General features: G+C 28.9%; 20 protein-coding genes, 2 tRNA genes and 1 riboswitch. Of the genes, 6 read left to right on the top strand and 16 right to left on the bottom strand.

The features are described from left to right. The first annotated feature begins 234 nt into the window (after positions 1-234). The 6 genes from SHK09_RS12105 to SHK09_RS12080 all read left to right on the top strand — a co-directional run bounded on the left by SHK09_RS12105 (position 235) and on the right by SHK09_RS12080 (position 7,497). Entirely contained in the window at positions 235-510 is a 276-nt protein-coding gene (locus SHK09_RS12105) for a hypothetical protein (protein WP_319811045.1), read from the top strand. A 73-nt stretch (positions 511-583) separates the two neighbouring features. Beyond that, positions 584-1,402 carry a GLPGLI family protein gene (locus SHK09_RS12100; protein WP_319811044.1) on the top strand — a complete coding sequence of 273 codons (819 nt, stop codon included), beginning with the start codon at positions 584-586 and terminating at the stop codon, positions 1,400-1,402. A 17-nt stretch (positions 1,403-1,419) separates the two neighbouring features. Then, positions 1,420-4,110 (top strand): hypothetical protein, encoded by a 2,691-nt coding sequence (locus SHK09_RS12095; protein ID WP_319811043.1) that lies wholly within the window; start codon positions 1,420-1,422, stop codon positions 4,108-4,110. A 406-nt stretch (positions 4,111-4,516) separates the two neighbouring features. Continuing rightward, a complete protein-coding gene (locus SHK09_RS12090; RefSeq protein WP_319811042.1) occupies positions 4,517-4,801 on the top strand; it encodes a hypothetical protein in 285 nt (94 codons plus the stop codon). A gap of 20 nt (positions 4,802-4,821) precedes the next feature. Further along, complete coding sequence (locus SHK09_RS12085; RefSeq protein ID WP_319811041.1) at positions 4,822-5,325, top strand: hypothetical protein; 504 nt, start codon at positions 4,822-4,824, stop codon at positions 5,323-5,325. 636 nt (positions 5,326-5,961) lie between these two features. Then, positions 5,962-7,497, top strand: a complete 1,536-nt coding sequence (locus SHK09_RS12080; RefSeq protein WP_319811040.1) for a YifB family Mg chelatase-like AAA ATPase — start codon at positions 5,962-5,964, stop codon at positions 7,495-7,497. A gap of 177 nt (positions 7,498-7,674) precedes the next feature. Here the strand turns inward: SHK09_RS12080 and SHK09_RS12075 are convergent, their stop codons facing one another. The 16 genes from SHK09_RS12075 to SHK09_RS12000 form a co-directional block, all read right to left on the bottom strand. Next, positions 7,675-8,343, bottom strand: a complete 669-nt coding sequence (locus SHK09_RS12075) for a DNA-binding response regulator (RefSeq protein ID WP_319811039.1) — start codon at positions 8,341-8,343, stop codon at positions 7,675-7,677. Between the two features lie 121 nt (positions 8,344-8,464). Next, on the bottom strand, positions 8,465-9,136 hold the full coding sequence (locus SHK09_RS12070; RefSeq protein ID WP_319811038.1) for a DNA-binding response regulator: 672 nt from the start codon (positions 9,134-9,136) through the stop codon (positions 8,465-8,467). Between the two features lie 3 nt (positions 9,137-9,139). Beyond that, positions 9,140-12,181 (bottom strand): sensor histidine kinase, encoded by a 3,042-nt coding sequence (locus SHK09_RS12065; RefSeq protein ID WP_319811037.1) that lies wholly within the window; start codon positions 12,179-12,181, stop codon positions 9,140-9,142. Between the two features lie 118 nt (positions 12,182-12,299). Beyond that, positions 12,300-12,373, bottom strand: a tRNA-Asp gene (locus SHK09_RS12060). Between the two features lie 179 nt (positions 12,374-12,552). Next, positions 12,553-12,626: transfer RNA gene (locus tag SHK09_RS12055), tRNA-Asp, on the bottom strand. A gap of 62 nt (positions 12,627-12,688) precedes the next feature. Then, the gene (locus tag SHK09_RS12050) at positions 12,689-13,609 is read right to left on the bottom strand and encodes a DUF58 domain-containing protein (protein ID WP_319811036.1); all 921 of its coding nucleotides are present in this window, start codon (positions 13,607-13,609) and stop codon (positions 12,689-12,691) included. Positions 13,610-13,806: 197 nt separating this feature from the next. Then, entirely contained in the window at positions 13,807-14,124 is a 318-nt protein-coding gene (gene trxA / locus SHK09_RS12045; RefSeq protein WP_319811035.1) for a thioredoxin, read from the bottom strand. A 231-nt stretch (positions 14,125-14,355) separates the two neighbouring features. After that, positions 14,356-15,312 (bottom strand): methylenetetrahydrofolate reductase [NAD(P)H], encoded by a 957-nt coding sequence (metF, locus tag SHK09_RS12040; protein ID WP_319811034.1) that lies wholly within the window; start codon positions 15,310-15,312, stop codon positions 14,356-14,358. Between the two features lie 158 nt (positions 15,313-15,470). Continuing rightward, positions 15,471-15,707, bottom strand: a complete 237-nt coding sequence (locus tag SHK09_RS12035) for a hypothetical protein (protein WP_319811033.1) — start codon at positions 15,705-15,707, stop codon at positions 15,471-15,473. A 4-nt stretch (positions 15,708-15,711) separates the two neighbouring features. After that, on the bottom strand, positions 15,712-18,387 hold the full coding sequence (gene metH / locus SHK09_RS12030; protein ID WP_319811032.1) for a methionine synthase: 2,676 nt from the start codon (positions 18,385-18,387) through the stop codon (positions 15,712-15,714). A 15-nt stretch (positions 18,388-18,402) separates the two neighbouring features. Continuing rightward, on the bottom strand, positions 18,403-19,416 hold the full coding sequence (locus SHK09_RS12025) for a homocysteine S-methyltransferase family protein (protein ID WP_319811031.1): 1,014 nt from the start codon (positions 19,414-19,416) through the stop codon (positions 18,403-18,405). 47 nt (positions 19,417-19,463) lie between these two features. Then, positions 19,464-19,571: riboswitch (SAM riboswitch) on the bottom strand. Positions 19,572-19,705: 134 nt separating this feature from the next. Then, positions 19,706-20,596 (bottom strand): cysteine synthase CysM, encoded by an 891-nt coding sequence (cysM, locus tag SHK09_RS12020; RefSeq protein WP_319811030.1) that lies wholly within the window; start codon positions 20,594-20,596, stop codon positions 19,706-19,708. Between the two features lie 4 nt (positions 20,597-20,600). Beyond that, positions 20,601-21,356 (bottom strand): serine O-acetyltransferase EpsC, encoded by a 756-nt coding sequence (epsC, locus tag SHK09_RS12015; RefSeq protein WP_319811029.1) that lies wholly within the window; start codon positions 21,354-21,356, stop codon positions 20,601-20,603. Between the two features lie 8 nt (positions 21,357-21,364). After that, positions 21,365-21,694 carry a 2Fe-2S iron-sulfur cluster-binding protein gene (locus SHK09_RS12010; RefSeq protein WP_319811028.1) on the bottom strand — a complete coding sequence of 110 codons (330 nt, stop codon included), beginning with the start codon at positions 21,692-21,694 and terminating at the stop codon, positions 21,365-21,367. A 57-nt stretch (positions 21,695-21,751) separates the two neighbouring features. Beyond that, positions 21,752-22,807: an NAD(P)/FAD-dependent oxidoreductase gene (locus SHK09_RS12005; protein ID WP_319811027.1), complete on the bottom strand. Its 1,056-nt coding sequence runs from the start codon at positions 22,805-22,807 to the stop codon at positions 21,752-21,754. Between the two features lies 1 nt (position 22,808). Then, complete coding sequence (locus SHK09_RS12000; protein ID WP_319811026.1) at positions 22,809-23,393, bottom strand: bifunctional precorrin-2 dehydrogenase/sirohydrochlorin ferrochelatase; 585 nt, start codon at positions 23,391-23,393, stop codon at positions 22,809-22,811.

Genomic DNA, 23,393 nt, shown 5'->3' with positions numbered 1-23,393 from the left:
TATATAAAAAAACAAAACCTCTACTTGTAAAATTTAAGGGACAAAAATATTGCTTATAAATGTTTATCTTAAACCAATTGCATATGTAAATAAACAATAACAAGCAGAGGAAGTATTGTAAAAGTAAGGCTTTTTCTACAATTTTTAGTATGAATTGTAAACTTGTTTACTCATATACAATTCTAAAGATTATACATAAACGAACCTTTAAGTAGGTTCTAAATTTTAGAAATTATGAAAAAAATTTTAATAGTATTTTTAATGTTTTTTGCTTTGTCTAGCTTCGCAATTGATACAGCTAACAAAGACAACAACAAGCAAAGTGAGTTTGAAATAACAAAATCTAATTTTGAATTAACAGATAATGCAGATTTTGTAATTGTTGTGTGTTCTGTTAATATTAGGAATCGTGAGACATGTGAAACAAGAAAAGTTGTGCATATGGGTATAGTAGAAGTTCATGTGCATCGAATGCTATTGCTAATGCAAATGCCATGGTTAAAAAGCTGAATGCACTAGAAGAATAAATAATAATGGAGATTAATTTTTAATCTCCATTATTATTGAAATAAATTCATAAAAAATGATAAAAAAAATCTTAACATTAACGTTTTCATTAATTCTTTATAGTGCTTATTCTCAAAAAGATTCAATTAATGTTTATCAATTAGAATATCTGAGAAAATTAACTTTTGAAGATACCCCGACAAACCCGTATATTTCATCTTATGAGTACATTAAATTTATAGAGTTAAATAAATCTATTTATAAAAAAATTAAGAAAAACAAAAACTCTGACATTTTAAAAAGAGATAAAAATCAGGCTACTGTTGTTGATTTTTATCCTTCAGGAAAGAATATAAGTACAGTTTTTAAAAATTATGGAAAAAATGAATTTTACTCCAAACATGAAGTAGCCTACAAATATTTTGTAGTTAAAGATAAATTAAATATTTTTAACTGGAGTGTTTTGAATAATACAAAAGAAATATTAGGTTATAATTGTCAATTAGCTACGATGGACTATCGAGGCAGAAAATATGAAGCATGGTTTACAACAGACCTACCTATTGGAGGGCCATGGAAATATGATGGTTTACCAGGTATGATTTTAGAGATCAAATCAAAAGATAATTTTATAGCTTTTAAAGCTACTGGAATAAAAAACATTGTAATCGAATTAGTTAATATAAAGAATCCATTTAATTTAAAAAAGGCTATTACTTGGGCTGAGTTTAAAGCTTTATATAAGAGAAAATCTATGGAACTTATTGACTACAGACCAGATGAAAGTTTTATTGGGGTTGAATCTTCAAGAGGAGGTATTGAACTTTACATTGATAAGGATGACAAAGAATACAACAATGCATTAAAAAAATTGCCCAAAAGTAATAAAAATTAATATAGGATATATAGGCTTTGAAAAAGATTAAAATTAGCGTAATAAAAAGTGGTTTTATTTATTTGTTTATTTTTTTTACTATAAAATTAAGTCATTCTCAGACAATACAAGGAAATATTCGTGATAGTAATGGAAATGACTTAACAGCAAAAATTCTTATTAAAAAGTTTGATGGATCTGGTGTCGTCAATGAATTTATTTTAGTTCAAAATGGGAGGTTTTCTTACGATTTGAAAAAAAAATATTATGAAAAAGGTTTTTTTTTAGATGTAACTGCTACAGGATATAATTCGCACAGAGAAATAGTTAAACCATCTCCACTAAAAAAAACAATGACATTCAATTTTATTTTAACAAAAGAAAAAATTGAAATACTTAAAGAAATTATAGTTAGAGGAAATAAAAGACCTATTTCTATAAAGAAAGACACTGTAGTTTATAATGTTGAATCATTTAAAGATGGTACTGAAAAAAAAGTAGAAGATTTATTAAAAAAACTTCCTGGAATTAGAATAAATGAAGATACGGGTATAATTAAATATAAAGGCACCACCATAGAAACAGTTACCATTGAAGGAGATGATTTATTTGATTATAATTACACAGTAGGTACAAAAAATATAAATATCGATTTAATAAAGAAAATTGAAGCGATAGAAAATTATTCCGAGAATAAATTGTTAAAAGACATTGAAAAAAGTAATAAAGTTTCAATAAATTTAATACTTAAAGAGAATAAAACCGATCTATCTTTAAGCACTGAAGTAGGTATTGGTGATTTTTCAGATTCAGATAATATACCAATAGATTTTTCTATTAATTCTTTAGCTATAAACAAAAAACTAAAATCATTTATTGTTTCAACTTATAACAATATTGGTAAAAATACTTCTCCTTTTAGTTACTTTGACGGTCAAATAAATTTAGAAAAAATAAAAGAAGAAAAGTTTTTTACAGAAAAAATAATTCCAGAATTATATTTGCAAAAAGTTACGAGAAATAACCTTTCAAATATAAATAATCAAATTTTCGGAAACTTAAACAGTATATTTAGTCTTTCAAAAAAAACAAAAGCTAAATTAAATTTCTATTATTTATCTGATAATAATAAAACTAATCAACTTTCTGAAAGTAGAATTTCGATTAACAATAATACTTTTAACACTTTTGACGATAGTAATTTCGAAAAAAAACCTTTACAATACAGGGGAGATCTTGAATTAACGTTTAATACGTCAAAATCCTCGTTGTTAGAATACAGAATGAGTATAAGAAACGAAAGTATTAATACTGAAACATCTATTTTTTCAAATCAAAATAATGATTTTTTATCTTCTTTGCAATCTAGTAGTTTTTTTCTAAAACAAGATATTTTATACACAAAAAAAATATCTGATAGAAAAGCCATTCAATTGAAAACGATTGTTACAACAAATAAGTTAGATCAAATTTTTGTCATCAAGCCATCAATATTTGATAGTACTAAGTTTAATCAAGATATTCAAGACAATAGTTCAAAAAAACTGAATTCTTCTTTTAAAGTACTTTTTTTAGGTAAAACTATAAATAATAATAATAAGTATAGTTTTTCTATGGGCTATAACTACAATAAAGACTTATTTTATTCGGATTTATCAAGTTCTAATAATTCTCAAAATTTATCTGTTCCTAACAGTAAAAACAAATTAGATTATATTAACACTGAAATTTACAACAAAGGCTCATATAATTGGGGTATTGGGAAATTTTCAATATCTACAAAATATTCATTTAGATATTTAAACTTAAAACTTATACAGGGAAATATAAATAATAATTCAAAGATTCTACTTTTTGAACCATCCCTTAATATAAACTATGAAATAGACAGAACCTCTTCTATTAGTTTTAATTCTAATTTTAATAATACCTCATCTGCTTTAAGATATTTGTATAGTAATCAAATTTTGATAGACAATAGAGTCTTAAAAAGCAATGAACCAAATTTATCATTACAAAAGTTTAAATCATTTACATTATCATTCTCAAAGAATGACCTTTTTAATCAATTTGATATGTACTTAGGAGCCAATTATATCAATAACAACGGAAATTTCTTTAGTAACTTAAATATAAATGAAAATTCATCTAGAGTCAGTAATTTTTTTCTACCTGATAGTATAGAAAATATCGCTTTTAACTTTAGTCTTTCAAAATTGATTTACCCATTAAAAACTACCCTTAGGGTAAATTCTGATTATTCAATCGTTAATTTTAAAAACATAGTAAACAATTCTGCTTTAAGAAATAATAAAAGTAATTTTTTCGTAAATAGTTTTTTTTTCAAAACATCATTCAATCTACCTATTAATATAGAAAATAAAACAACATATACCTTGCAGGAAACTAAAAGTATAGGTAGATTTAATAATAAATCTATAGAAAATAATTTTAAAATAATTTTAAAACCTTTTAAAGGTTTTTCTGCTTCAATTACCCACAATTACATTATTCCTTCTTTTAAAAACAGTTCTAATAATTATTCTTTTCTAAGCTCTATGATAAGGTATATTCCGAAAAATAAACCATGGCAATTGGAACTATCTGGAGTTAATCTATTAAATGAAAAATCATTTAGACAAGAGAGTACTTCTGACATTTCTAATAACACTCTTAGTGTAGATTTAATTGAAAGGTATGTGCTATTAAATTTTTTATACTCTTTTTAATCTCCATAAACTTAAAAATACTACTTCAATAGGGCTTGTATATTTAAGAATGGTAAGGATGTTCTTTTTTTTTGACTAATTCATATTCTGATATCAAAAATTGATACTTTTGAATTTAATTACTCACTAGTGTTAAACCATCAATCTTATTTCTTATAATAGACAAAATTAATATTCTTAATTTCGTACTCGAATTAGCTAACCTTTACAGGGAAAAGAAGAGATTTAATCTATCTTTGAAGGCTCTCAAAAGTAACAGAAAATACACTGTGGTATTTAAGCAAATAGCAGTAGAATAAAGCCCTAAGAATAAGGCGATTAAACAGATATGTAAGGGTTTAGATGTCCCTGTATGTATATTAAGTAGTTGTGGTGCATTTAAGAAAAATCGAGAATAGAAGAAAATATGACAGCAGAAGAACTAATAGATAAATTACTTGTAATCAAAAAAAACGTGAATTTTGCTAAAAACAGAAATGATGCAAGAAGAGTTTACAAACTTTTAGAAGAAAACAAATTAGAGTTAGAATATGAACAAAACATATTTGCAGAAAACTTTTTTAAAATTGAAAGAAGCTTATTAGTAGAAGAAAATCGAAAAACGTCTTGTCAAACTTTCATTATTGCTCTAACTAAAATTATAAATATTTTAGAATATAATTATCGAGGTAAGAATTACAAAACTAAATAAACATTGTTTTCATTAGTCAAATGGAGAATTTAATAGAAAAATCCGTAGAACAAATAAAAGACCGAATTGAATTTTGGTTTCTTAAGTATTTCAATAAAACGAAAACAGACTTTAATGGAAATGAGATTTTTACATTATTTGAACTTCTAAAAGTGGAATTACAAACTGAACTTAAACAACGACTGAATTTAGAAAGAAATGAAATTCCTGTGTTAGTTTTAAAAATTTCAGAATCGGAATTTATAATTAACACAACGAAAAAATTTGTTCGAATAGACTCTGACTCAACGGAAATTATTGATTACTCTGAATTTGAATGGCATAATGGTTACAAATCGTCTGTAGTTGACAAAGAGAAAAAGATAATTACAAAACACGATGGACATTTTTCGGAATTTGGTTTAAGAAAAACTAATGGAGAAATTATATATTGGAGAATACCTACAGGAGTTCCTCGGTTTGGATTTTGGAATGTCACTAAAAAATGTGAATTAATCGGACGAAAATTTATAATAACTGAATAAAAAACGACACCACAATTTATTGCTGGCTTCTCGCCTACTTACGAAAGTCCTCGCGGACTTTCTTGGTCGGTAATTATTTACTAAATTAATTGCTTAAACCACGCAACAAACCATATACATAAACGTTGGCGGTGAGAATTTCACAAATATGGTAAAAGCAGTTTTACAAGAAAAAAAGGCAAAAATCAACAAATAATCAACGGAAAATAGCTGATTTTCAAAAAAATACGAGATTCCGATTTAGAAAATCAGATATTAAAAAAAATAGTAAGCATCTTCTCCAAAAGAGCTAATGAAGAAATTTAGATTTCCAGTTGAGAAGAAGTTTAAAGTTTTACAAATAAGTATAATTGGTAAAAATTAGGTACATCTAAGCATTGGTTGGAAAATCAGAACTGTTATCAAATATTTGAAGATAGCAATTCTAGTTATGAAGAAAGAAAATTTAACTAAATTGGAATATATTGTTTCTTGAGCAAGAATAACAAAATTGATGAGGGTAAATTACTTATATATTAAAACCAAAGATCTTTTAAAGTCGATATTTTACCAAGAATAATTATGTTTTTGATTGGATATAATTTTCAATCTATATATTATCATTTTTTTCTCTACCTTTATCTAAAAGAAAAAAACATGCTTGTTAAAGTTTATGGTTCAGCCGTTTTTGGTATTGAAGCCACTACAATTACTGTAGAAGTAAATATTGATAAAGGAATTGGTTATCATTTGGTAGGTTTACCAGATAAAGCTGTAAGTGAGAGTTCTTATCGAATTTCTGCTGCTTTAAATAACAATTCTTACAAACTTCCTGGGAAAAAAATTATCATAAATATGGCGCCTGCTGATATTAGAAAAGAAGGCGCAGCGTATGATTTAACTTTAGCTGTAGGGATTTTGGCTGCTTCCAATCAAATAAAATCAGAAAATATTAATGAGTATATTATTATGGGCGAACTTTCTTTAGACGGAAGTTTACAACCTATAAGAGGTGCTTTGCCAATTGCAATTAAGGCAAGAGAAGAAGGTTTTAAATATTTAATTCTGCCAAAAGCAAACGCAAAAGAAGCTGCTATTGTAGATAATGTAGAAATCTTAGGTGTAGAAAATATCTTAGAGGTTATTAATCATTTTAATGGTGATAAAATAATTGAACCCACTTTAGTGGATACACGTGCAGAGTTTTATAAAAATATCGATTTCCCAGAGTTTGATTTTTCTGACGTAAAAGGACAAGAATCTATAAAACGATGCATGGAAATTGCTGCTGCTGGAGGTCATAATATTATTCTTATTGGACCTCCTGGATCTGGAAAAACAATGTTGGCAAAACGTCTACCTTCTATTTTACCACCAATGACCTTACATGAGGCTTTAGAAACCACAAAGATTCATTCTGTTGTTGGTAAAACAAAAAATGAAGGTCTATTATACCAAAGACCTTTTAGAAGCCCACATCATACAATTTCTAATGTTGCACTTGTTGGCGGCGGACAATACCCAAGACCTGGAGAAATTTCTCTTTCTCATAATGGAGTTTTATTTCTAGATGAATTACCAGAATTTAAAAGAGATGTCTTAGAAGTAATGCGCCAACCTTTAGAAGATAGAGATGTTACAATTTCTAGAGCAAAATTTACGGTAACGTATCCTTGTAGTTTTATGTTAGTTGCTAGTATGAACCCAAGTCCTAGTGGTTTTTTTAACGACCCAAATTCTCCAATGACTTCTTCTCCGCAAGAAATGCAACGTTATTTAAGTAAAATTTCTGGCCCTTTATTAGACAGAATCGATATTCATATAGAGGTTACTCCTGTTCCATTCGAAAAATTATCTGAAGAAAGAAAAGGAGAATCTAGTGTAGAAATTAGAAAACGTGTTACTGCTTCTCGAGAAATACAATCTGAGCGGTTTACAGAATTTGAAAACGTGCATTACAATGCTCAAATGAATGTAAAACAGATTCGAAGATTTTGTAAACTATCCGAAGAAAGTAAACTACTTCTAAAAACTGCTATGGAGAAATTAAACCTTTCTGCAAGAGCTTATGATAGGATACTTAAAGTTTCTAGAACGATTGCCGATTTAGCAAATGTTACAGATATTTCTCCAGATCATATTGCAGAAGCAATACAATATAGAAGCTTAGATAGAGATGGTTGGTTAGGTTAAGATAAATTAGTGAAAAGGTGTGATTTAGCTATGAAAATAGAACTAAAACAGCTTCTAAACATAATAAACAAACTTAATTAGCACCTTTAATCTTGTTGCTTTTATTTGTCTGTAAACATTCTTATTAAGAAAACTATTATAGGTAAAATGAGTTTGTTTTAGAATAAACAAAACGCTTTAAACCAATTCTTTTAATACGTTTTTTTGATGTTTTTGAGAAATAGGTATTTTAAATTTATCTATTTTAATTACCTTAAGAGTGAGTTTAGATATGTGATTTTTATTTACAAAGTATTGATGATGTACTTGTAGAAAAGAATTAGAATCTAGTCGTTTTAAAAAATCTTCTATGTTAGATTGTATTAATTTAACCGAGTCTTTTAAATACAATGTTAGAGATTCATCAACCTTTTTTACAAAAGAAATATCCTCTACGAAGACATTAATATTTTCATCATCAACTTTAATTGTAATTTCTTTTTTTTTGGCTATAATATCTATCGCTAATTGCAAAGCAATAAATAATTCTTTTATATTAAAAGGCTTTACTAAATAACTCGCAGGTTTTGTTTTAACAACTTCTGCTATAGTTTCTGTATCGCTAAATGCGGTTAAATAAATAATAGGAACATCTAATTGATTACCCAACCAAATACCAGTCTTAGTTCCTTCTACCTTTATATCTAGAAAAACAATATCTGGTTTTAATTCTTTAATTTCTAACAGCGCAAGTTCTGCATTAGAATTAGTACCACAAATATTATAATTTAAAGTTTCTAGAGTTTCCTTTAATAATTCTCGAATAATTATTCTGTCTTCTAAAATGTATATTTTTATTGGTTCCATTAAAAATCGAAGCTTATAATTAACTTTATAAATTCGAAATTAGAACCATTAATTTATTAAATAAAAAAAAAGTCGTGAAATGACCTATTTTTGTCGTGAACGTATCTTTTTTAAAAATATACTAAGTAATTTCTTTGAAAACGTTTTTTAGATAGGTTTTAGAAATAGGTATATTTATCTTGTGTATTGTTATTTCTTTACTATTAAAGGCTGTAATATATTTTTTATTTACAACATAAGAACGGTGCACTTGTATAAAACTATTAGAACTAACCAAGCCTAAAAAATCTTTAATGCTTGCACGAATTAACTTTTTAGAATCTTTTAAATGAAGATTTAAATAATGATCTTCTTTTTTAGCAAATAGAATATCTTCTTCGAAAATTTTAATATTTTTATCTCTATCTTTTAATACAATCTGTGCTTTATTTTTTATGTTACTAATTGCTAATTCTACAGCAATAAATAATTCGTTTTTATTAAAAGGCTTTACTAAATAACTCGTAGGCTTTGTATTAATTGCTTCTTTTATTGTTTCTGCATCATTAAAAGCTGTTAGGTATATAAAAGGTATTTCTAATTGATTCCCTAACCAAACACCTGTTTTTTGCCCTTCTACCCTAATATCTAAAATAGCGATGTCTGGTTGTAATTTTTCTATTTCCTTTAATGCTACTTCGGCATTTCTTGCCTTTCCGCAAATCTTATAATCTAATGCTGCTAATGTCTCTTTTAAAAGCTCTTGCGTTATTATTTCGTCTTCTAATATATATATTTTAATACTATTCTTCATTTGCTAAAACTCTAGGGTTAATTTAAAGCCATTAGAACCTTCTATTTTTACATCTCCTTTTAACTGAGAACTCATCATGTTAATAATTCTCATTCCCATTGTTTTCTTTTCCTTATCTTCTTTTATAAAATTACCGTTATCAAAATACTCAAAGACATATTTCTTACCAATATTTTTAAAATTTATAAAAATTTCTGGATTTTCTACTTCTGAAAAAGCATGTTTATTAGAGTTACTTATTAACTCATTAAGCAATAACGATAGCGGTGTAGCTTCATCCATACCTAAAACAGAATCATCAATATTAAGATTATAAATAATTTTAACAGGAAATAAAGCTTTGTAATATGTTATAATATTTTCTACATTATTCTTAATAGAAATAACATTTTGATTATCTGAATTGTATAAAACATTATGAATACCAGCAATAGACTCTATTCTACTCTGGCTATCTTGTAATTTTAAATTTAACTCCTCATTTGTACTATACACCATCTGCAGGCCTAATAAACCAGAAACAATTTGAAGATTATTCTTAATACGATGATGAATTTCTAACATCATTGCACTTTTAATTTTAGCCTCATTTAAAGCTATTTCATTTTTTGCAAATAGCTTTTGTTTTACTTTATATTGATAAAACACATAAATTAGAATACTTAAGATTGTTAAAAAAACAACTATTATAAACCATAAGCTTTTATAGAAAACCTTTTCTGATATTACTTTTAACTTAAGAGTTTTACCAATTTTCTTTTTAGAAGAACCAAAAGCCTCAACCTGAAGCATATATTCTCCTACTGCTAGATTTGCAAATAGAATTTCCTTCCCAGAATAGCTAGTGTACCAATCTCCTTTTCCATCCTCATCCAATAAACAATACTTAAACCTAACATCTTTAGGGTTCATCTCTCCAAAAACAGACATGGTTGCAGAAAACCTTTGATATAAAGAAGGTAATTTAATTTCTTTAACATCATTTAAAAAACTTGGTGAAGCATGAATTTTCCATCGATCTTCCTTTACATCGAAAAAAGAAATAGATGTAAACTTAGGTACAACTTCAATATCGTTTTCTATTAAATCTTTAGGATTAAAAAAACTAAAACCCTTATAACTACCAAGTAAAATATTCCCATCAGAATCTCTAAAAGAACTAAACCTATTGCCTTCTAATTCATAAACACCATCTTTCTTTATAAACCTAACTACTTTTTTGGTAGATGTGTTAATAGAAACAATACCTGCATAAGTATTTAACCATAAATTTTTATCGTTATCTGCAACCATACCAACAATAGATGCACCTAATTCATCTTTATAAAAGAGGTTTAATTTTTTATTTACTGTATCATACTTATATATTCTTCCATATTTTGTAGATACTAATACACCGAATTCTTTTTGATAAGCAATAGAAAGTAAATTTTCTGTTTTTACATTTTCAAACTCATAAACCTTAAAAGCACCTTTTTCATATTCTAAAATTCCTTTAGACGTGGTTGCAAAGATCTTTTCACCGTCTGATGTAAATTCTTTTACAGCAATATTACTTGTGTTTTTAATTAGTATATTTTCTTTAGTATTAAAATTATATTTAGAAATCTCACCACGATTGCTTCCAGAAAAAATAGTATCTCCCACCTTTATTATTTCTTCACCAGATAACACAGAACTTCTTTCTTTTATTAAATTAAAAGACGAATCAAATACATATAAACTAGTACTATTATTTATAATTATACTATTATTACTTCCTATATAAATATCTCTAGAATAATTAATTGGTATTTCTTTATTATTGAATAAAAAATTTATTTTTTTCTCTTCTGCAGTATCAACATCTACTATATAAACTCCTTCACTATCTGTTGCTGCGATATATTTACTTCCTTTAATTCTATTAATTGTTCGTACACTTTTTCCTTTTAAAAAGGTTTTAATTTTACTTTTTGTAAAATAATAAGAATCTAATGTATTGCCATTTAAAACAATTAGATCTTTATTTATCTTTTTAAACGCAAGTTTAGAAAAATTTTTAATTTTTAACTCAACTAATAATTCTGCTTGCAGACCATTAAAACTATAAAGTTTCAAACTACTGTTATCTCCTTTTTTTTCTGTTTGTTTACCGTATTTAAAATCCTCACCAAACTGTATCTCTTTTACTTTTTCAAAATCAATTCTGTTGCTATTTGTTTCTATAAATTTCTTCGAATTATTATCATATTTAAAAACGCTTTTATAATCATCTATATAAAAGTAAAACTGATTATTAAGCTTAATTTTTTCATGTATTTTTTTAGGGAAGAGCAAATTTCCATTCAGGTTTACGAAATCTGTTTTATTGATTTTTTTTGTAATTATTCCTTTTTTATCTATAAAAACACCATCATCTTCAAATAATAATTTAACTATTGAAAATTCATCAGTAGAAATTATATCAGCTAAAAAAGGATTTAAAATTGGTTTATTTAAAACAATAGAGTCTATAAACTTAAAACTTAACCTATTTAACTCTGTGCTATAAACTTTATTTTTTGAAGTAACAATAAGCCTTGTTATATTGTCTCTATAATATTCTTTTGAAATTAAATACTTTTTTGGAAGCTTATTAAACTCCTCAACAAAATTAATAGCTAAGGTTTCTGTATCAATAAATAACAACTCAGATCTTCCTTTATTGTAGTGTAATTTTAAATAGAGTCCTTCATTTTTATATTTAAAAAAATAGCCTTCTTTAATTTTTTTTCCAGAAGTTTTTGGCAATTTTAATGTAAAGAAATTTGCGCCATCAAAACGTTGAATGATAATTTCTTTTTCTCCAATAACATACTCGCTAGAAAACTTATTTTCTCCTAAAACCCAAAGTAAATCATTACTGTCATATATAGAATGATATGGATTTGAAATTAAATAACCCTCTCTAGATGAAAATGTATTCTTACTAACTAATAAATTTTTCTCTTGTTGCCCCCAAATTATCATATGAGAAAAGAAAAAGATAAAAAGTAAGTTTTTAAAAATTCGATTTAAGTACATAACAATCAAAAGTAGAAAAAACTAACTTAGATTCAAGTAACTTATTAGGTTTAAAATGCTATTATTAATTAAAACTTATGCATACAAAAAAAGCATCTCATAAATGAGATGCTTTTTGCGGTCTGGACGGGACTCGAACCCGCGACCCCCTGCGTGACAGGCAGGTATTCTAACCAACTGAACTACCAGACCGTTGCTTTTAGCGACTGCAAATATAACACCTATTTTATTAAAAACACAACGTTATTAGCCTTTAGTTTTTTATTTTTTTTCATAAAACACTAAAAAACCTCAAGACTAGGTGTTTACAAAAAAAACAATAAAAATTTATTATAACAAAAAAAAAGCACCTCATAAATGAAGTGCTTTTGCGGTCTGGACGGGACTCGAACCCGCGACCCCCTGCGTGACAGGCAGGTATTCTAACCAACTGAACTACCAGACCGTTGCTTTAAGCGGTTGCAAATATAACACCTATTTTTAGATATGCAACATAAATTTAAAAAATTATTTACTTTTTTTTCTACTAATTAAATAAGAAGTTAAAATCTCATTATATCCTTTATGAATATCTACTGGTATGTAATCAATCTTATACTGTAAACATTTATTTTTCAACTCTTTAAAATACACACTTATTAATTCCTTGTATTTTTCTTGAACATTTTCTGCGTAAATATTAATTTCCTCTCCAGTCTCTACATCAACAAACTTCTTTGGAGAATTATCAAAATTGAAGTTAAACTCTGTTTCCCCATCATAAGTATGAAACAAAACAACCTCATGTTTGTTAAATTTAAGATGTTTTAGTGCTTCAAAAAGAGAATCATTTTCTTTATTTGGTTGAAACATATCTGTAAAAACAAAAATTAAAGAACGTCTGTGTATTTTTTCTGCAATTTCATGTAAATACTTATAGGTTTCTGTAGATGCTTTAGATTCCGAAACCATTAATTGCTCTAATTGGTGTAGCAACATCTTTCTATGACGGTCACTTCCTTTTTCTGGTGCATAATACTCATAGCTATCAGAATAAATACTTAAACCAACAGCGTCTCTTTGTCTTTTTAAAATCTCCATTAAAGAAGCTGCAGCTACTGCAGAAAAACCAACTTTATTTAAAGAGTTTAAAGTTTGCTTTTTTACAACAGGATAATGCATCGATGCCGAATTATCTATAATAATATGACATCGTAAATTAGTTTCTTCCTCATATTTTTTTGTATACAATTTCTCTGTCTTTGCAAACAACTTCCAATCTATATGGCGTGTACTTTCTCCTTTATTATATAATTTATGTTCAGAAAACTCTACAGAAAACCCATGAAACGGACTTTTATGAATCCCCGTAATAAAGCCTTCTACTACTTGTTTAGCAAGAATATCTAGGTTTTTTATTTCTGATGATTTTACTTCCGATAGATTCATACTATTTTTTTAATATGTTTAGCTCTTGTTAAATTACCTGCATTTAAATTTTAATCTTTTCTAAAGTCGTTTAAATAATAACTATTTAAAAATAACCGAAAACGTGTTTTTAAACACAGTTAATAACTAAAGTTCTAAAATAAAAAAAGGTTTGGCGTTAGCCAAACCTTTTTAATATTATAAAATATTAATACTACTTATATAGCAGCATCAATTTTACCTGTATACACATTTTTAGGTGCAACACCTACTTGCTTATCTACAACTTCTCCGTTTTTAAAAATTAAAACAGTTGGTATATTTCTAACACCATATTTTGCTGCAAATTCTTGGTTAGCATCAACATCTACTTTACCAACAATAGCTTTACCATCATATTCAGTATGAATTTCGTCTACAATTGGCCCAACCATTCTACAAGGTCCACACCAAGCTGCCCAAAAATCAACTAATACTGGTTTATCAGATTTTAATACTAATTCCTCAAAGTTTGCGTCTGTTATTTCTAATGCCATTTTTTTATATTTTTAAATTGTTATTTCAGTTTTGTACCACAAAAGTAGTCATTTTATTTATTTTCTATATTTTTAAAAAATTACTTTTTACTATTTGTCTATCAATAGTCTTTATGCTTACCAATAAAGAATCCATTAAAAAAGAGACTTATAGGTGTTCTTTTTTAATGGATTCTTATTTCAAATTCCTTTTATTACAGGAAAGACAGTTTCTATAAAAGTTGTTTTTATTTAAAACAGTTTAGATGCAATAGCTTCTATATTATCACTTTTACCCATCGAATAATAATGTAAAACAGGTGCTCCAGCTTCTAATAACTCTTTAGATTGCTGTATTGCAAACTCAATACCAACTTGTCTTACAGATTTATTGTTTTTACAATCATCTACAGCATCTATTAAGTCTTGCGGTAAATCTATTTTAAAAACTTGTGGCAAAATTTGTAAATGTCTTTTAACTGCCAGAGGTTTAATTCCTGGTATTATTGGCACATTAATTCCCATTTCTCTTGCCGCTTTTACAAACTCGAAATATTTATTATTATCAAAAAACATTTGCGTTACTACATAATCTGCACCTGCATCTACCTTTGCTTTTAAACGTCTTAAATCAGACACTAAAGAAGGTGCTTCCATATGTTTTTCTGGATACCCAGCAACACCAATACAAAAATCTGAATGATGCTCTACATTCACATCATTATGCAAGTATTTTCCGCAGTTTAAATTCGTAATCTGATCTACCAAATCACTTGCAAAAGCATTTCCACCATTTACAGGCTTAAAATACGATTCATCTTTCATAGAATCTCCACGTAAAGCCATCACATTATCTAATCCTAAATAATGGCAATCTACCAAAACATATTCTGTCTCTTCTTTGGTAAAACCTCCACACAACAAATGCGGAATCGCATCTACCTTATACTTATGCATAATAGAAGCACAAATACCTACTGTTCCTGGTCGCATTCTAGTAATTCTTCTATCTAAAAGTCCGTTTCCTCTATCTAAATAAACACACTCTTCTCTAGATGTGGTTACGTCTATAAAAGGCGGTTTAAACTCCATTAAAGGATCTATATTACTATATAAATCTTGAATATTTTTTCCTTTCTGAGGTGGTATTACTTCAAAAGAAAATAATGTTTTACCATTTGCGTTTTTAATATGGTCTGTAACTTTCATTAGCCTCCCTTAATCCCTCTAAAAAGAGGAAAACTGTTGCGGGTTATTTTGTATTAATATTTATTTTATCTTTTTGGGCGTTACCACAAGGGGCGCGCTTTACACTATATCTTTTTTTTTGAAAAAACAAAAAAAGGATGCCGTTTCAATCGCTAACGCTACTTCTTTAGCAGCATTTTTACAGCTTCAAAATCCTCTTTATATTCCCAATAAATCCATCTTCCGTCTAAATAATCTGTTAGAATATATTTTTCACTTAAAGATTTAATTCGTGAAACTGCAATCAGTTTTTTTCCAAATTTTTCTGCAGGAATATGTGCCATAACCTCATTATTATTTTTATCATAACCATGAGAAATAATGTAACTTCCTAAATGTAACTCTATAAATTCCATATGTTTAGTCTTCTGCAAGTGTTGGGTGTAACCATTTTCTTGCTTTTTCTTTTGTGATTCCTTTTCTTGTAGAAAAATCTGTTACTTGATCATCTGTAATTTTACCTAAACCAAAATACTTTGCTTCTTTATTACCAAAATAATAACCAGAAACTGCCGCTGCTGGCCACATTGCTAAACTTTCAGTAAGCTTAACTCCTATTTGTTTTTCAACATCTAACAACTCCCAAATAGTTTCTTTTTCTAAATGATCTGGGCATGCAGGATATCCTGGTGCAGGACGAATTCCTTTATAACTTTCTTTAATTAAATCGTCATTTGTTAATCCTTCATCAGCATCATAACCCCAATGTTTTGTTCTAATTTGCTTGTGCAAGTATTCTGCCATCGCTTCTGCAAAACGGTCTGCAATTGCTTGCGCCATTATCGCATTATAATCATCTTCTTTTTCTTTATAACTGTCTGCTAATTCTTGTGCACCATAAATAGCCACACAAAAAGCACCCATATAATCTGTTCTACCAGTTTCTTTTGGCGCAATAAAATCTGATAAAGCAATGTTAGGAATTCCTTCTCGCTTTTTTAATTGCTGACGTAATGTTCTAAAAACAGCAACTTCTTTTCCCTTCTTCTGTATCGAGATATCATCGTCGTTAATAGAATTTGCTTCAAACAAACCAAAAATTGCTTTTGGCTTTAATAATTGCTTTGCAATAATTTCTTTAATCATTGCCTGTGCTTCTGCATACATAATAGTTGCTTGTTCACCCACAACTTTATCTGTTAAAATAGCAGGAAATTTCCCATGCAAATCCCAACTTCTAAAAAACGGACTCCAATCTATAAATGGTAATAATTCTTTTAAGCTTAATTGTTCAAAAGTTTGAATACCTAATTCTCTAGGTTTTACAATTTCCGAAGTTTCCCAATCAATTTTATATTTACGCTTACGAGCTTCTATAATAGAAACATAAGATTTTTCTTTCCCTCGTTTTAAAAACTTGGTTCTAAATTCATCGTAATCTTTCTTTAATTTTGCAGTGTATAAATGACTCGTTTTTTTATTTAACAAATCTCCAACAACAGTTACTGCTCTAGAAGCATCATTTACATGTACAACTGCATTTTCATATTGTGTATCTATCTTAACTGCAGTGTGTGCTTTAGAAGTTGTTGCACCGCCAATTAACAATGGTAAAACAAAATTCTGACGTTGCATTTCTTTGGCTAAATAAACCATTTCATCTAAAGAAGGTGTAATTAAACCAGACAAACCAATAGCATCTACACGTTCGCTAATTGCCATTTGAATAATCTTTTCTGGCGGAACCATTACGCCTAAATCTACAATTTCGTAGTTATTACAAGCCAAAACAACACTTACTATATTTTTACCAATATCATGCACATCACCTTTTACAGTAGCCATTAATATCTTACCAACAGGTTCTTGCTTATCTCCTTTTTCCGCTTCAATAAACGGATTTAGATATCCTACTGCTTTTTTCATTACACGTGCAGATTTTACTACTTGCGGCAAAAACATTTTTCCTGCTCCAAATAAATCTCCAACCACATTCATACCAATCATTAAATTACCTTCAATAACATCAATTGGCTTTTCTGCAGCTTGTCTTGCTGTTTCTATATCTTCAATAATAAAGGCATCTATTCCTTTTACCAAAGCATGAGTAATTCTATCTTGTACAGAGCCTTCTCTCCATGTTAAATCTACTGTTTTTTCAGTTTTAGAACCTTTTACACTATCAGCAAAATCTAATAAACGTTCTGTTGCATCTTCTCTTCTATCTAGAATTACATCTTCTACACGTTCTAATAAATCTTTCGGAATATTATCATACACTTCTAAAAGTGCCGGATTTACAATTCCAATATTCATACCTGCTTGTATTGCATAATACAAGAAAACAGAATGCATTGCTTCTCTAACTCCGTCATTTCCTCTAAAAGAAAACGACACATTACTTACACCTCCACTTACACTTGCATTGGTTAAATTTTGTCTTACCCAACGTGTTGCTTCAATAAAATCGATGGCATTTTTTCTGTGCTCATCCATCCCAGTAGCAACCGGAAATATATTTAAATCGAAAATAATATCTTCACTAGGAAAACCAACTTCATCTACTAAAATATCATACGATTTTTTAGCAATTTCAATTCTTCGATCATAATTATCTGCTTGCCCTTCGGCATCAAAAGCCATTACAATTACGGCAGCTCCATATCGTTTTATTTGTTTTGCTTCCCAAATAAACTTTTCTTTTCCTTCTTTAAGTGATATTGAATTTACAACACACTTTCCTTGAACAACTTGCAAACCTGCTTCTATGATTTCCCACTTAGAGCTATCAATCATAATTGGTACTCTACAAATATCTGGTTCTGCAGCAATTAAATTTAGAAAACGAACCATGGCTTGTTTTCCATCAATTAAACCATCATCAAAATTAATATCAATAATTTGCGCACCACCATCTACTTGATGTCTTGCAATATCTAAAGCTTCATCAAATTGCTCGTTTTTTATCAATCTTAAAAACTTACGAGAACCGGCAACATTTGTACGCTCTCCAACATTTATAAAATTGCTGTTTTCGTTTAGAATTAAAGGCTCTAAACCAGACAATCTCATATATTTTGTTTGTTTTATCTTCATCTTCTTTCTATCCTTCTAATAAGATTCTAAAATAACTTTAGAATAGACTCTTGGTTTATATTTTGTAGCAATATTTGCAATTTCTCTAATATGTTCTGGTGATGTTCCGCAACATCCTCCAATAATATTAATTAAATCTTTCTTTAAATATTCTTCAATTTGTTCTCCCATTTCTTCTGCAGTTTCATCATATTCACCAAAAGCATTTGGCAAACCCGCATTTGGATGTGCAGAAATAGCAAAATCTGTTTTATTTGCGATAGACTCTAAATGAGGTTGTAGTAAATTTGCTCCTAAGGCACAATTAAATCCTACAGACAATAAGGGTATATGAGAAACTGAAATTAAAAAAGCTTCTGCCGTTTGCCCAGACAATGTTCTACCAGATGCATCTGTAATAGTTCCACTTAACATAATTGGAACCTCTATATTTCTTTCTTCTTTTACTTCTTCAATAGCAAATAAAGCTGCTTTTGCATTTAAAGTATCGAATACAGTTTCTACAAGTAACAAATCTGCGCCACCATCTAATAAAGCTTCTGTTTGTTGTTTATAAGCAATTCTTAATTCATCGAACGTAACGGCTCTGTAACCAGGGTCATTTACATCTGGCGACATGCTTGCTGTTCTATTGGTTGGCCCAATTGAACCTGCTACAAAACGGGGTTTATGCGGTTCATTTGCTGTAAACTCATTTGCAACTTCTTTGGCTATTTTTGCAGATTGGTAATTTAGTTCATACACCAAATCTTCCATCTGGTAATCTGCCATTGCAATGGTGGTCCCAGAAAATGTATTAGTTTCTATAATATCTGCACCAGCCTCAAAGTATTTACCGTGAATGGTTTTAATAGCTTCTGGTTGGGTAAGTGACAACAAATCGTTATTTCCTTGAAGTGGAGTTGGATAGTCTTTAAAGCGTTCGCCTCTAAAATCTTCTTCAGTGAATTTATAAGCCTGAAGCATGGTACCCATTGCACCATCTAAAATCAGAATTCGTTCTTGTAAAGCTTTGTATATATTTGACATTTGTTGATTTTTCTATCAATATGTCATCAGGAAAGGTAATTTTTTCGCTGTTATCTGTCAAGTTAAAAACTTGTAGAATGTAGCACCTTTCTCAAAAAAATGAGAGGTTGCCAAGGCTTCAATGGGTCTAATCCCTCTGCCTTTCGTGATAACGTAATCAATAAGTTTATGAACTGAACTACAAATAAACGTATTAAATATTTATTTGTAGTAATATTTTCTTAATAATTTAATATAAATCGATGGTTTTCAGTATTTAATAAAATACATCAATTATATAATGGAATTACTATTTTTCGAACAGTGTAGATGATAAATATCTATCTCCTCTATCGCAAATAATTGCAACAACAACACCTTTTTCTAATTTTTCTGCTACTTTTATAGCCGTAACTACAGAACCTCCACTACTCATTCCTGCAAAAACACCTTCTTCGGAAGCTAATCTTTGAGACATTGCTTTGGCTTCTTCTTCACTAACTTCTATAACCTCATCTACTTTTGATCTATTAAAAATTGCCGGTAAATATTCTTCTGGCCACTTTCTAATTCCTGGTATTTTCGCACCATCTTTAGGTTGGGCACCAATTATAGTAATGTCTTTATTTTGCTCTTTCAAAAAATCTGAAACTCCCATAATTGTTCCGGTTGTTCCCATTGCAGCTACAAAATGAGTTACTTCTCCTTCTGTATCTCTCCAAATTTCTGGTCCGGTAGTTTTATAATGTGCTTTCGAATTATCTGGATTATCAAATTGATTCAACCTAAAGTATCCTTTTTTATATTTTAGTTTTAAAGCATAATCTCTAGAACCTTCAATACCTAATTCTTGCGGAGTTAAAATTACTTCTGCTCCGTAAGCACGCATTGTTTTAATTCTTTCTATAGTAGAGTTTTCTGGTAAAACTAACACCATATTTACTCCTAAAACTTTTGCCATTAAAGCTAATGCTATACCTGTGTTTCCGCTTGTTGCTTCAACTAAAGTATCGCCTTTTTTAATATTTTTTCTTCTTAATGCTTCAGAAATCATATTATAGGCAGCTCTATCTTTAACACTTCCTCCGGGGTTATTACCTTCTAATTTTAGTAATAAAGTAACGCCTTCTTTTTTGAATATATGTTGTGCTTCCACCAAAGGTGTGTTCCCTACAAAATCTATAATACTTTTTGTTTTCATCTGATTAATTTCTTTGAAAAATTTTATTTTCTGACTGAACAGTAACCACAGAGTTTTCTAGCGTAGACTCTGTTATACAAACGTTTGCTCCAATAATAGAATTTGCTCCAATAACAACGTCTCCACCTAAAATAGTAGCATTTGCATAAATAACAACATTACTTTCTATTGTTGGGTGTCTTTTTGTTGATGCTAAACTCTTTTTAACTTGTATTCCACCTAAAGTTACTCCTTGAAAAATGGTAACATTATCTTTTATTATAGTCGTTTCTCCTATTACAATACCGGTTGCATGATCTATAAAAAAAGATTCTCCTATTGTTGCTCCAGGATGAATATCTGTACCTGTTGTACTGTGTGCAAACTCACTCATCATTCTTGGTAAAACAGGAATTTCTTGTTTTAATAATTGATGACTTAATCTATAAACAGCTATTGCATAAAAACCAGGATATGCTAAATAAATTTCTCTTAAACTTTTTGCTGCAGGATCGCTATTTAAAGCAAACAAAGCGTCTAAATCTAATTTTCTTCTTATTTCTATAAAAGATTTTTCGAAATCTAACCAAAAGCAATCTTTATTTTCTATTGATAATCGCTCTAAAATTCTTAAAAACTTGTTTTTAGTAACCTCTCCTTTCTCTTGCTTATATTGTTCATCGAATAAACAATTAATCAACTCTTTTGTAAAAGTTTCTACAGCATCTCTTAAACACATGCTGTAATTTTTAAGTATTCTTTTTGGCACAACTTCTTTCATTCTTATATCTATGACTCTGGTGCCAATTCTACTTCTAGACCATTAATTTCTGGTGTCATTTGTATTTGACAACCTAACCTACTATTATCTTCAACATTAAATGCTTCTGCTAACATTGCATCTTCATCATCTGTCATTTCTGGTAATTTATGATCTGACTTTATATAACATTGGCAAGAAGCACACATTGCCATTCCCCCGCAAATACCAATAGTACCTTCTTCTGCTAATTCGTATGAACGAACAACTTCCATAAGATTCATTGCCATATCTGTAGGAGCAACAACTTCATGTGTTACGCCGTTTCTATCTGTTATTTTTATATTGATGTCTTGCATCTATTTTTCTTTTAGTTATATTGTCTGCTAAGTTACACAAACCTAACAAAAAACTTACTATTCTATTGCTTTAACAACTGCTTTTGGTGCTTCTTTCCTTGTACCATCGAAACCATCTACACCACCAACTGTTGTATATTTCATTACATACTTCTTGTCTGGAAAGATTCTTTTGTATGCACTTTGGCACATTAAAGTTGCTTCGTGAAAACCACAAAGAATTAATTTTAATTTTCCTGGATATGTATTAACATCTCCAATTGCATATACTCCCGGAATGTTTGTTTGGTAATCTAAAGAATTATCAACCTTAATCGCATTTTTCTCAATCTCTAAACCCCAATTACCTATTGGACCTAGTTTTGGTGATAAACCAAATAACGGAATAAAATGATCTGTTTCTACAGTAAAAGCTTCTTCGCCTTTTTTCTCAACAATAACACCGGTAACTTTATCATCACCTACAATTCCTTTTACTTCTGCAGGAGTTATCATTCTAATCTTCCCTATATTCTTTAATTCTTGTACTTTTTCAACAGAATCTAAAGCTCCTCTAAATTCGTTTCTTCTGTGAATTAAAGTTACCTCAGAAGCAACATCAGATAAGAAAACAGCCCAATCTAAAGCAGAATCTCCACCGCCAGAAATAACTACTTTTTTATCTCTGTAAAATTCTGGTTCTTTAATTATATATTCTACACCTTTATCTTCGAATTCTGCAATATTAGGTATTAATGGTTTTCTTGGTTCAAAAGAACCTAAACCTCCTGCAATTGCAACAATTTTAGCATGGTGTTGTGTTCCTTTATTTGTAGTAACAATAAAAGTACCGTCTTCTTGCTTATCTATTGTTTCAGCTCTTTCTCCTAATGTAAAACCAGGTTCAAATTGCTTACTTTGTTCAATTAACTTATGCGTTAAATCACCTGCTAAAATTTCTGGGTATGCAGGAATATCATAAATTGGTTTCTTTGGATAAATTTCTGAACATTGCCCACCAGGTTGCGGTAATGCATCAATTAAATGGCATTTTAACTTTAATAAACCTGCTTCAAAAACAGTAAATAAACCTGTTGGTCCTGCTCCAATAATTAGTATATCTGTTGTAATCATCTTAAGATTCTTTTTTCTCTATTAATCCTTTGGTGAATTCGTTTAATGTCTCCACTTTTTGCTCGAAATCGCCTTTAATTGTTTTCCTAAACTCGTTTAAATTCTTTACTAAATCGTCTACATTTTCTGGAATAACATCCTCGAAAAACTGACGTAATCTTTTTGCTGTTGTTGGCGATTTACCGTTTGTAGAAATAGCCACTTTTACATTTCCTTTGGTTACAATTCCTCCCATATAAAAATCGCAATATGGTGGGTTATCTGCTACGTTTACCAATTTAGATTCTGCTCTACAATCTTGCCAAACTTGTACGTTAATTTCTGGAATGTCTGTTGTAGCAACAACCATATGTTTACCTGCTAAATAACGTTTATTATAAATATCTTTAATTAATGTTACGCATCCTTTTTTTGCCAAAGAAATTGTACCTTCTCTAAACATAGGAGATACCATTGTTACGTGTGCATCTGGACTAGATTTTAACAGAAAAGTTAATTTCTCTTCTGCTACATTTCCACCACCAACAATAAGTACATTTAAACTCTTTGCTTTTAAAAAAATAGGATATAAATTATTTCTTTCCAT

The organism is Polaribacter sp. PL03 (assembly GCF_033875165.1).
Taxonomy (GTDB): Bacteria; Bacteroidota; Bacteroidia; order Flavobacteriales; family Flavobacteriaceae; genus Polaribacter.
Note: the sequence above shows the minus strand (reverse complement) of the source record. Positions and strands in the feature narration are given on the sequence as shown.

Bases quoted from the DNA above. Each gene is read 5' to 3' on its own strand.
- SHK09_RS12010 (WP_319811028.1), bottom strand. From the start codon at position 21,694: ATGCAAGACATCAATATAAAAATAACAGATAGAAACGGCGTAACACAT.
- SHK09_RS12035 (WP_319811033.1), bottom strand. From the start codon at position 15,707: ATGGAATTTATAGAGTTACATTTAGGAAGTTACATTATTTCTCATGGT.
- cysM (WP_319811030.1), bottom strand. From the start codon at position 20,596: ATGAAAACAAAAAGTATTATAGATTTTGTAGGGAACACACCTTTGGTG.
- trxA (WP_319811035.1), bottom strand. From the start codon at position 14,124: ATGGCATTAGAAATAACAGACGCAAACTTTGAGGAATTAGTATTAAAA.
- SHK09_RS12075 (WP_319811039.1), bottom strand. From the start codon at position 8,343: ATGGAACCAATAAAAATATACATTTTAGAAGACAGAATAATTATTCGA.
- SHK09_RS12000 (WP_319811026.1), bottom strand. From the start codon at position 23,393: ATGGAAAGAAATAATTTATATCCTATTTTTTTAAAAGCAAAGAGTTTA.
- SHK09_RS12090 (WP_319811042.1), top strand. From the start codon at position 4,517: ATGACAGCAGAAGAACTAATAGATAAATTACTTGTAATCAAAAAAAAC.
- SHK09_RS12065 (WP_319811037.1), bottom strand. From the start codon at position 12,181: ATGTACTTAAATCGAATTTTTAAAAACTTACTTTTTATCTTTTTCTTT.
- SHK09_RS12050 (WP_319811036.1), bottom strand. From the start codon at position 13,609: ATGAATCTATCGGAAGTAAAATCATCAGAAATAAAAAACCTAGATATT.
- epsC (WP_319811029.1), bottom strand. From the start codon at position 21,356: ATGAAAGAAGTTGTGCCAAAAAGAATACTTAAAAATTACAGCATGTGT.
- SHK09_RS12005 (WP_319811027.1), bottom strand. From the start codon at position 22,807: ATGATTACAACAGATATACTAATTATTGGAGCAGGACCAACAGGTTTA.
- SHK09_RS12105 (WP_319811045.1), top strand. From the start codon at position 235: ATGAAAAAAATTTTAATAGTATTTTTAATGTTTTTTGCTTTGTCTAGC.
- SHK09_RS12080 (WP_319811040.1), top strand. From the start codon at position 5,962: ATGCTTGTTAAAGTTTATGGTTCAGCCGTTTTTGGTATTGAAGCCACT.
- SHK09_RS12025 (WP_319811031.1), bottom strand. From the start codon at position 19,416: ATGTCAAATATATACAAAGCTTTACAAGAACGAATTCTGATTTTAGAT.
- SHK09_RS12085 (WP_319811041.1), top strand. From the start codon at position 4,822: ATGGAGAATTTAATAGAAAAATCCGTAGAACAAATAAAAGACCGAATT.
- metH (WP_319811032.1), bottom strand. From the start codon at position 18,387: ATGAAGATAAAACAAACAAAATATATGAGATTGTCTGGTTTAGAGCCT.
- SHK09_RS12100 (WP_319811044.1), top strand. From the start codon at position 584: ATGATAAAAAAAATCTTAACATTAACGTTTTCATTAATTCTTTATAGT.
- SHK09_RS12070 (WP_319811038.1), bottom strand. From the start codon at position 9,136: ATGAAGAATAGTATTAAAATATATATATTAGAAGACGAAATAATAACG.
- metF (WP_319811034.1), bottom strand. From the start codon at position 15,312: ATGAAAGTTACAGACCATATTAAAAACGCAAATGGTAAAACATTATTT.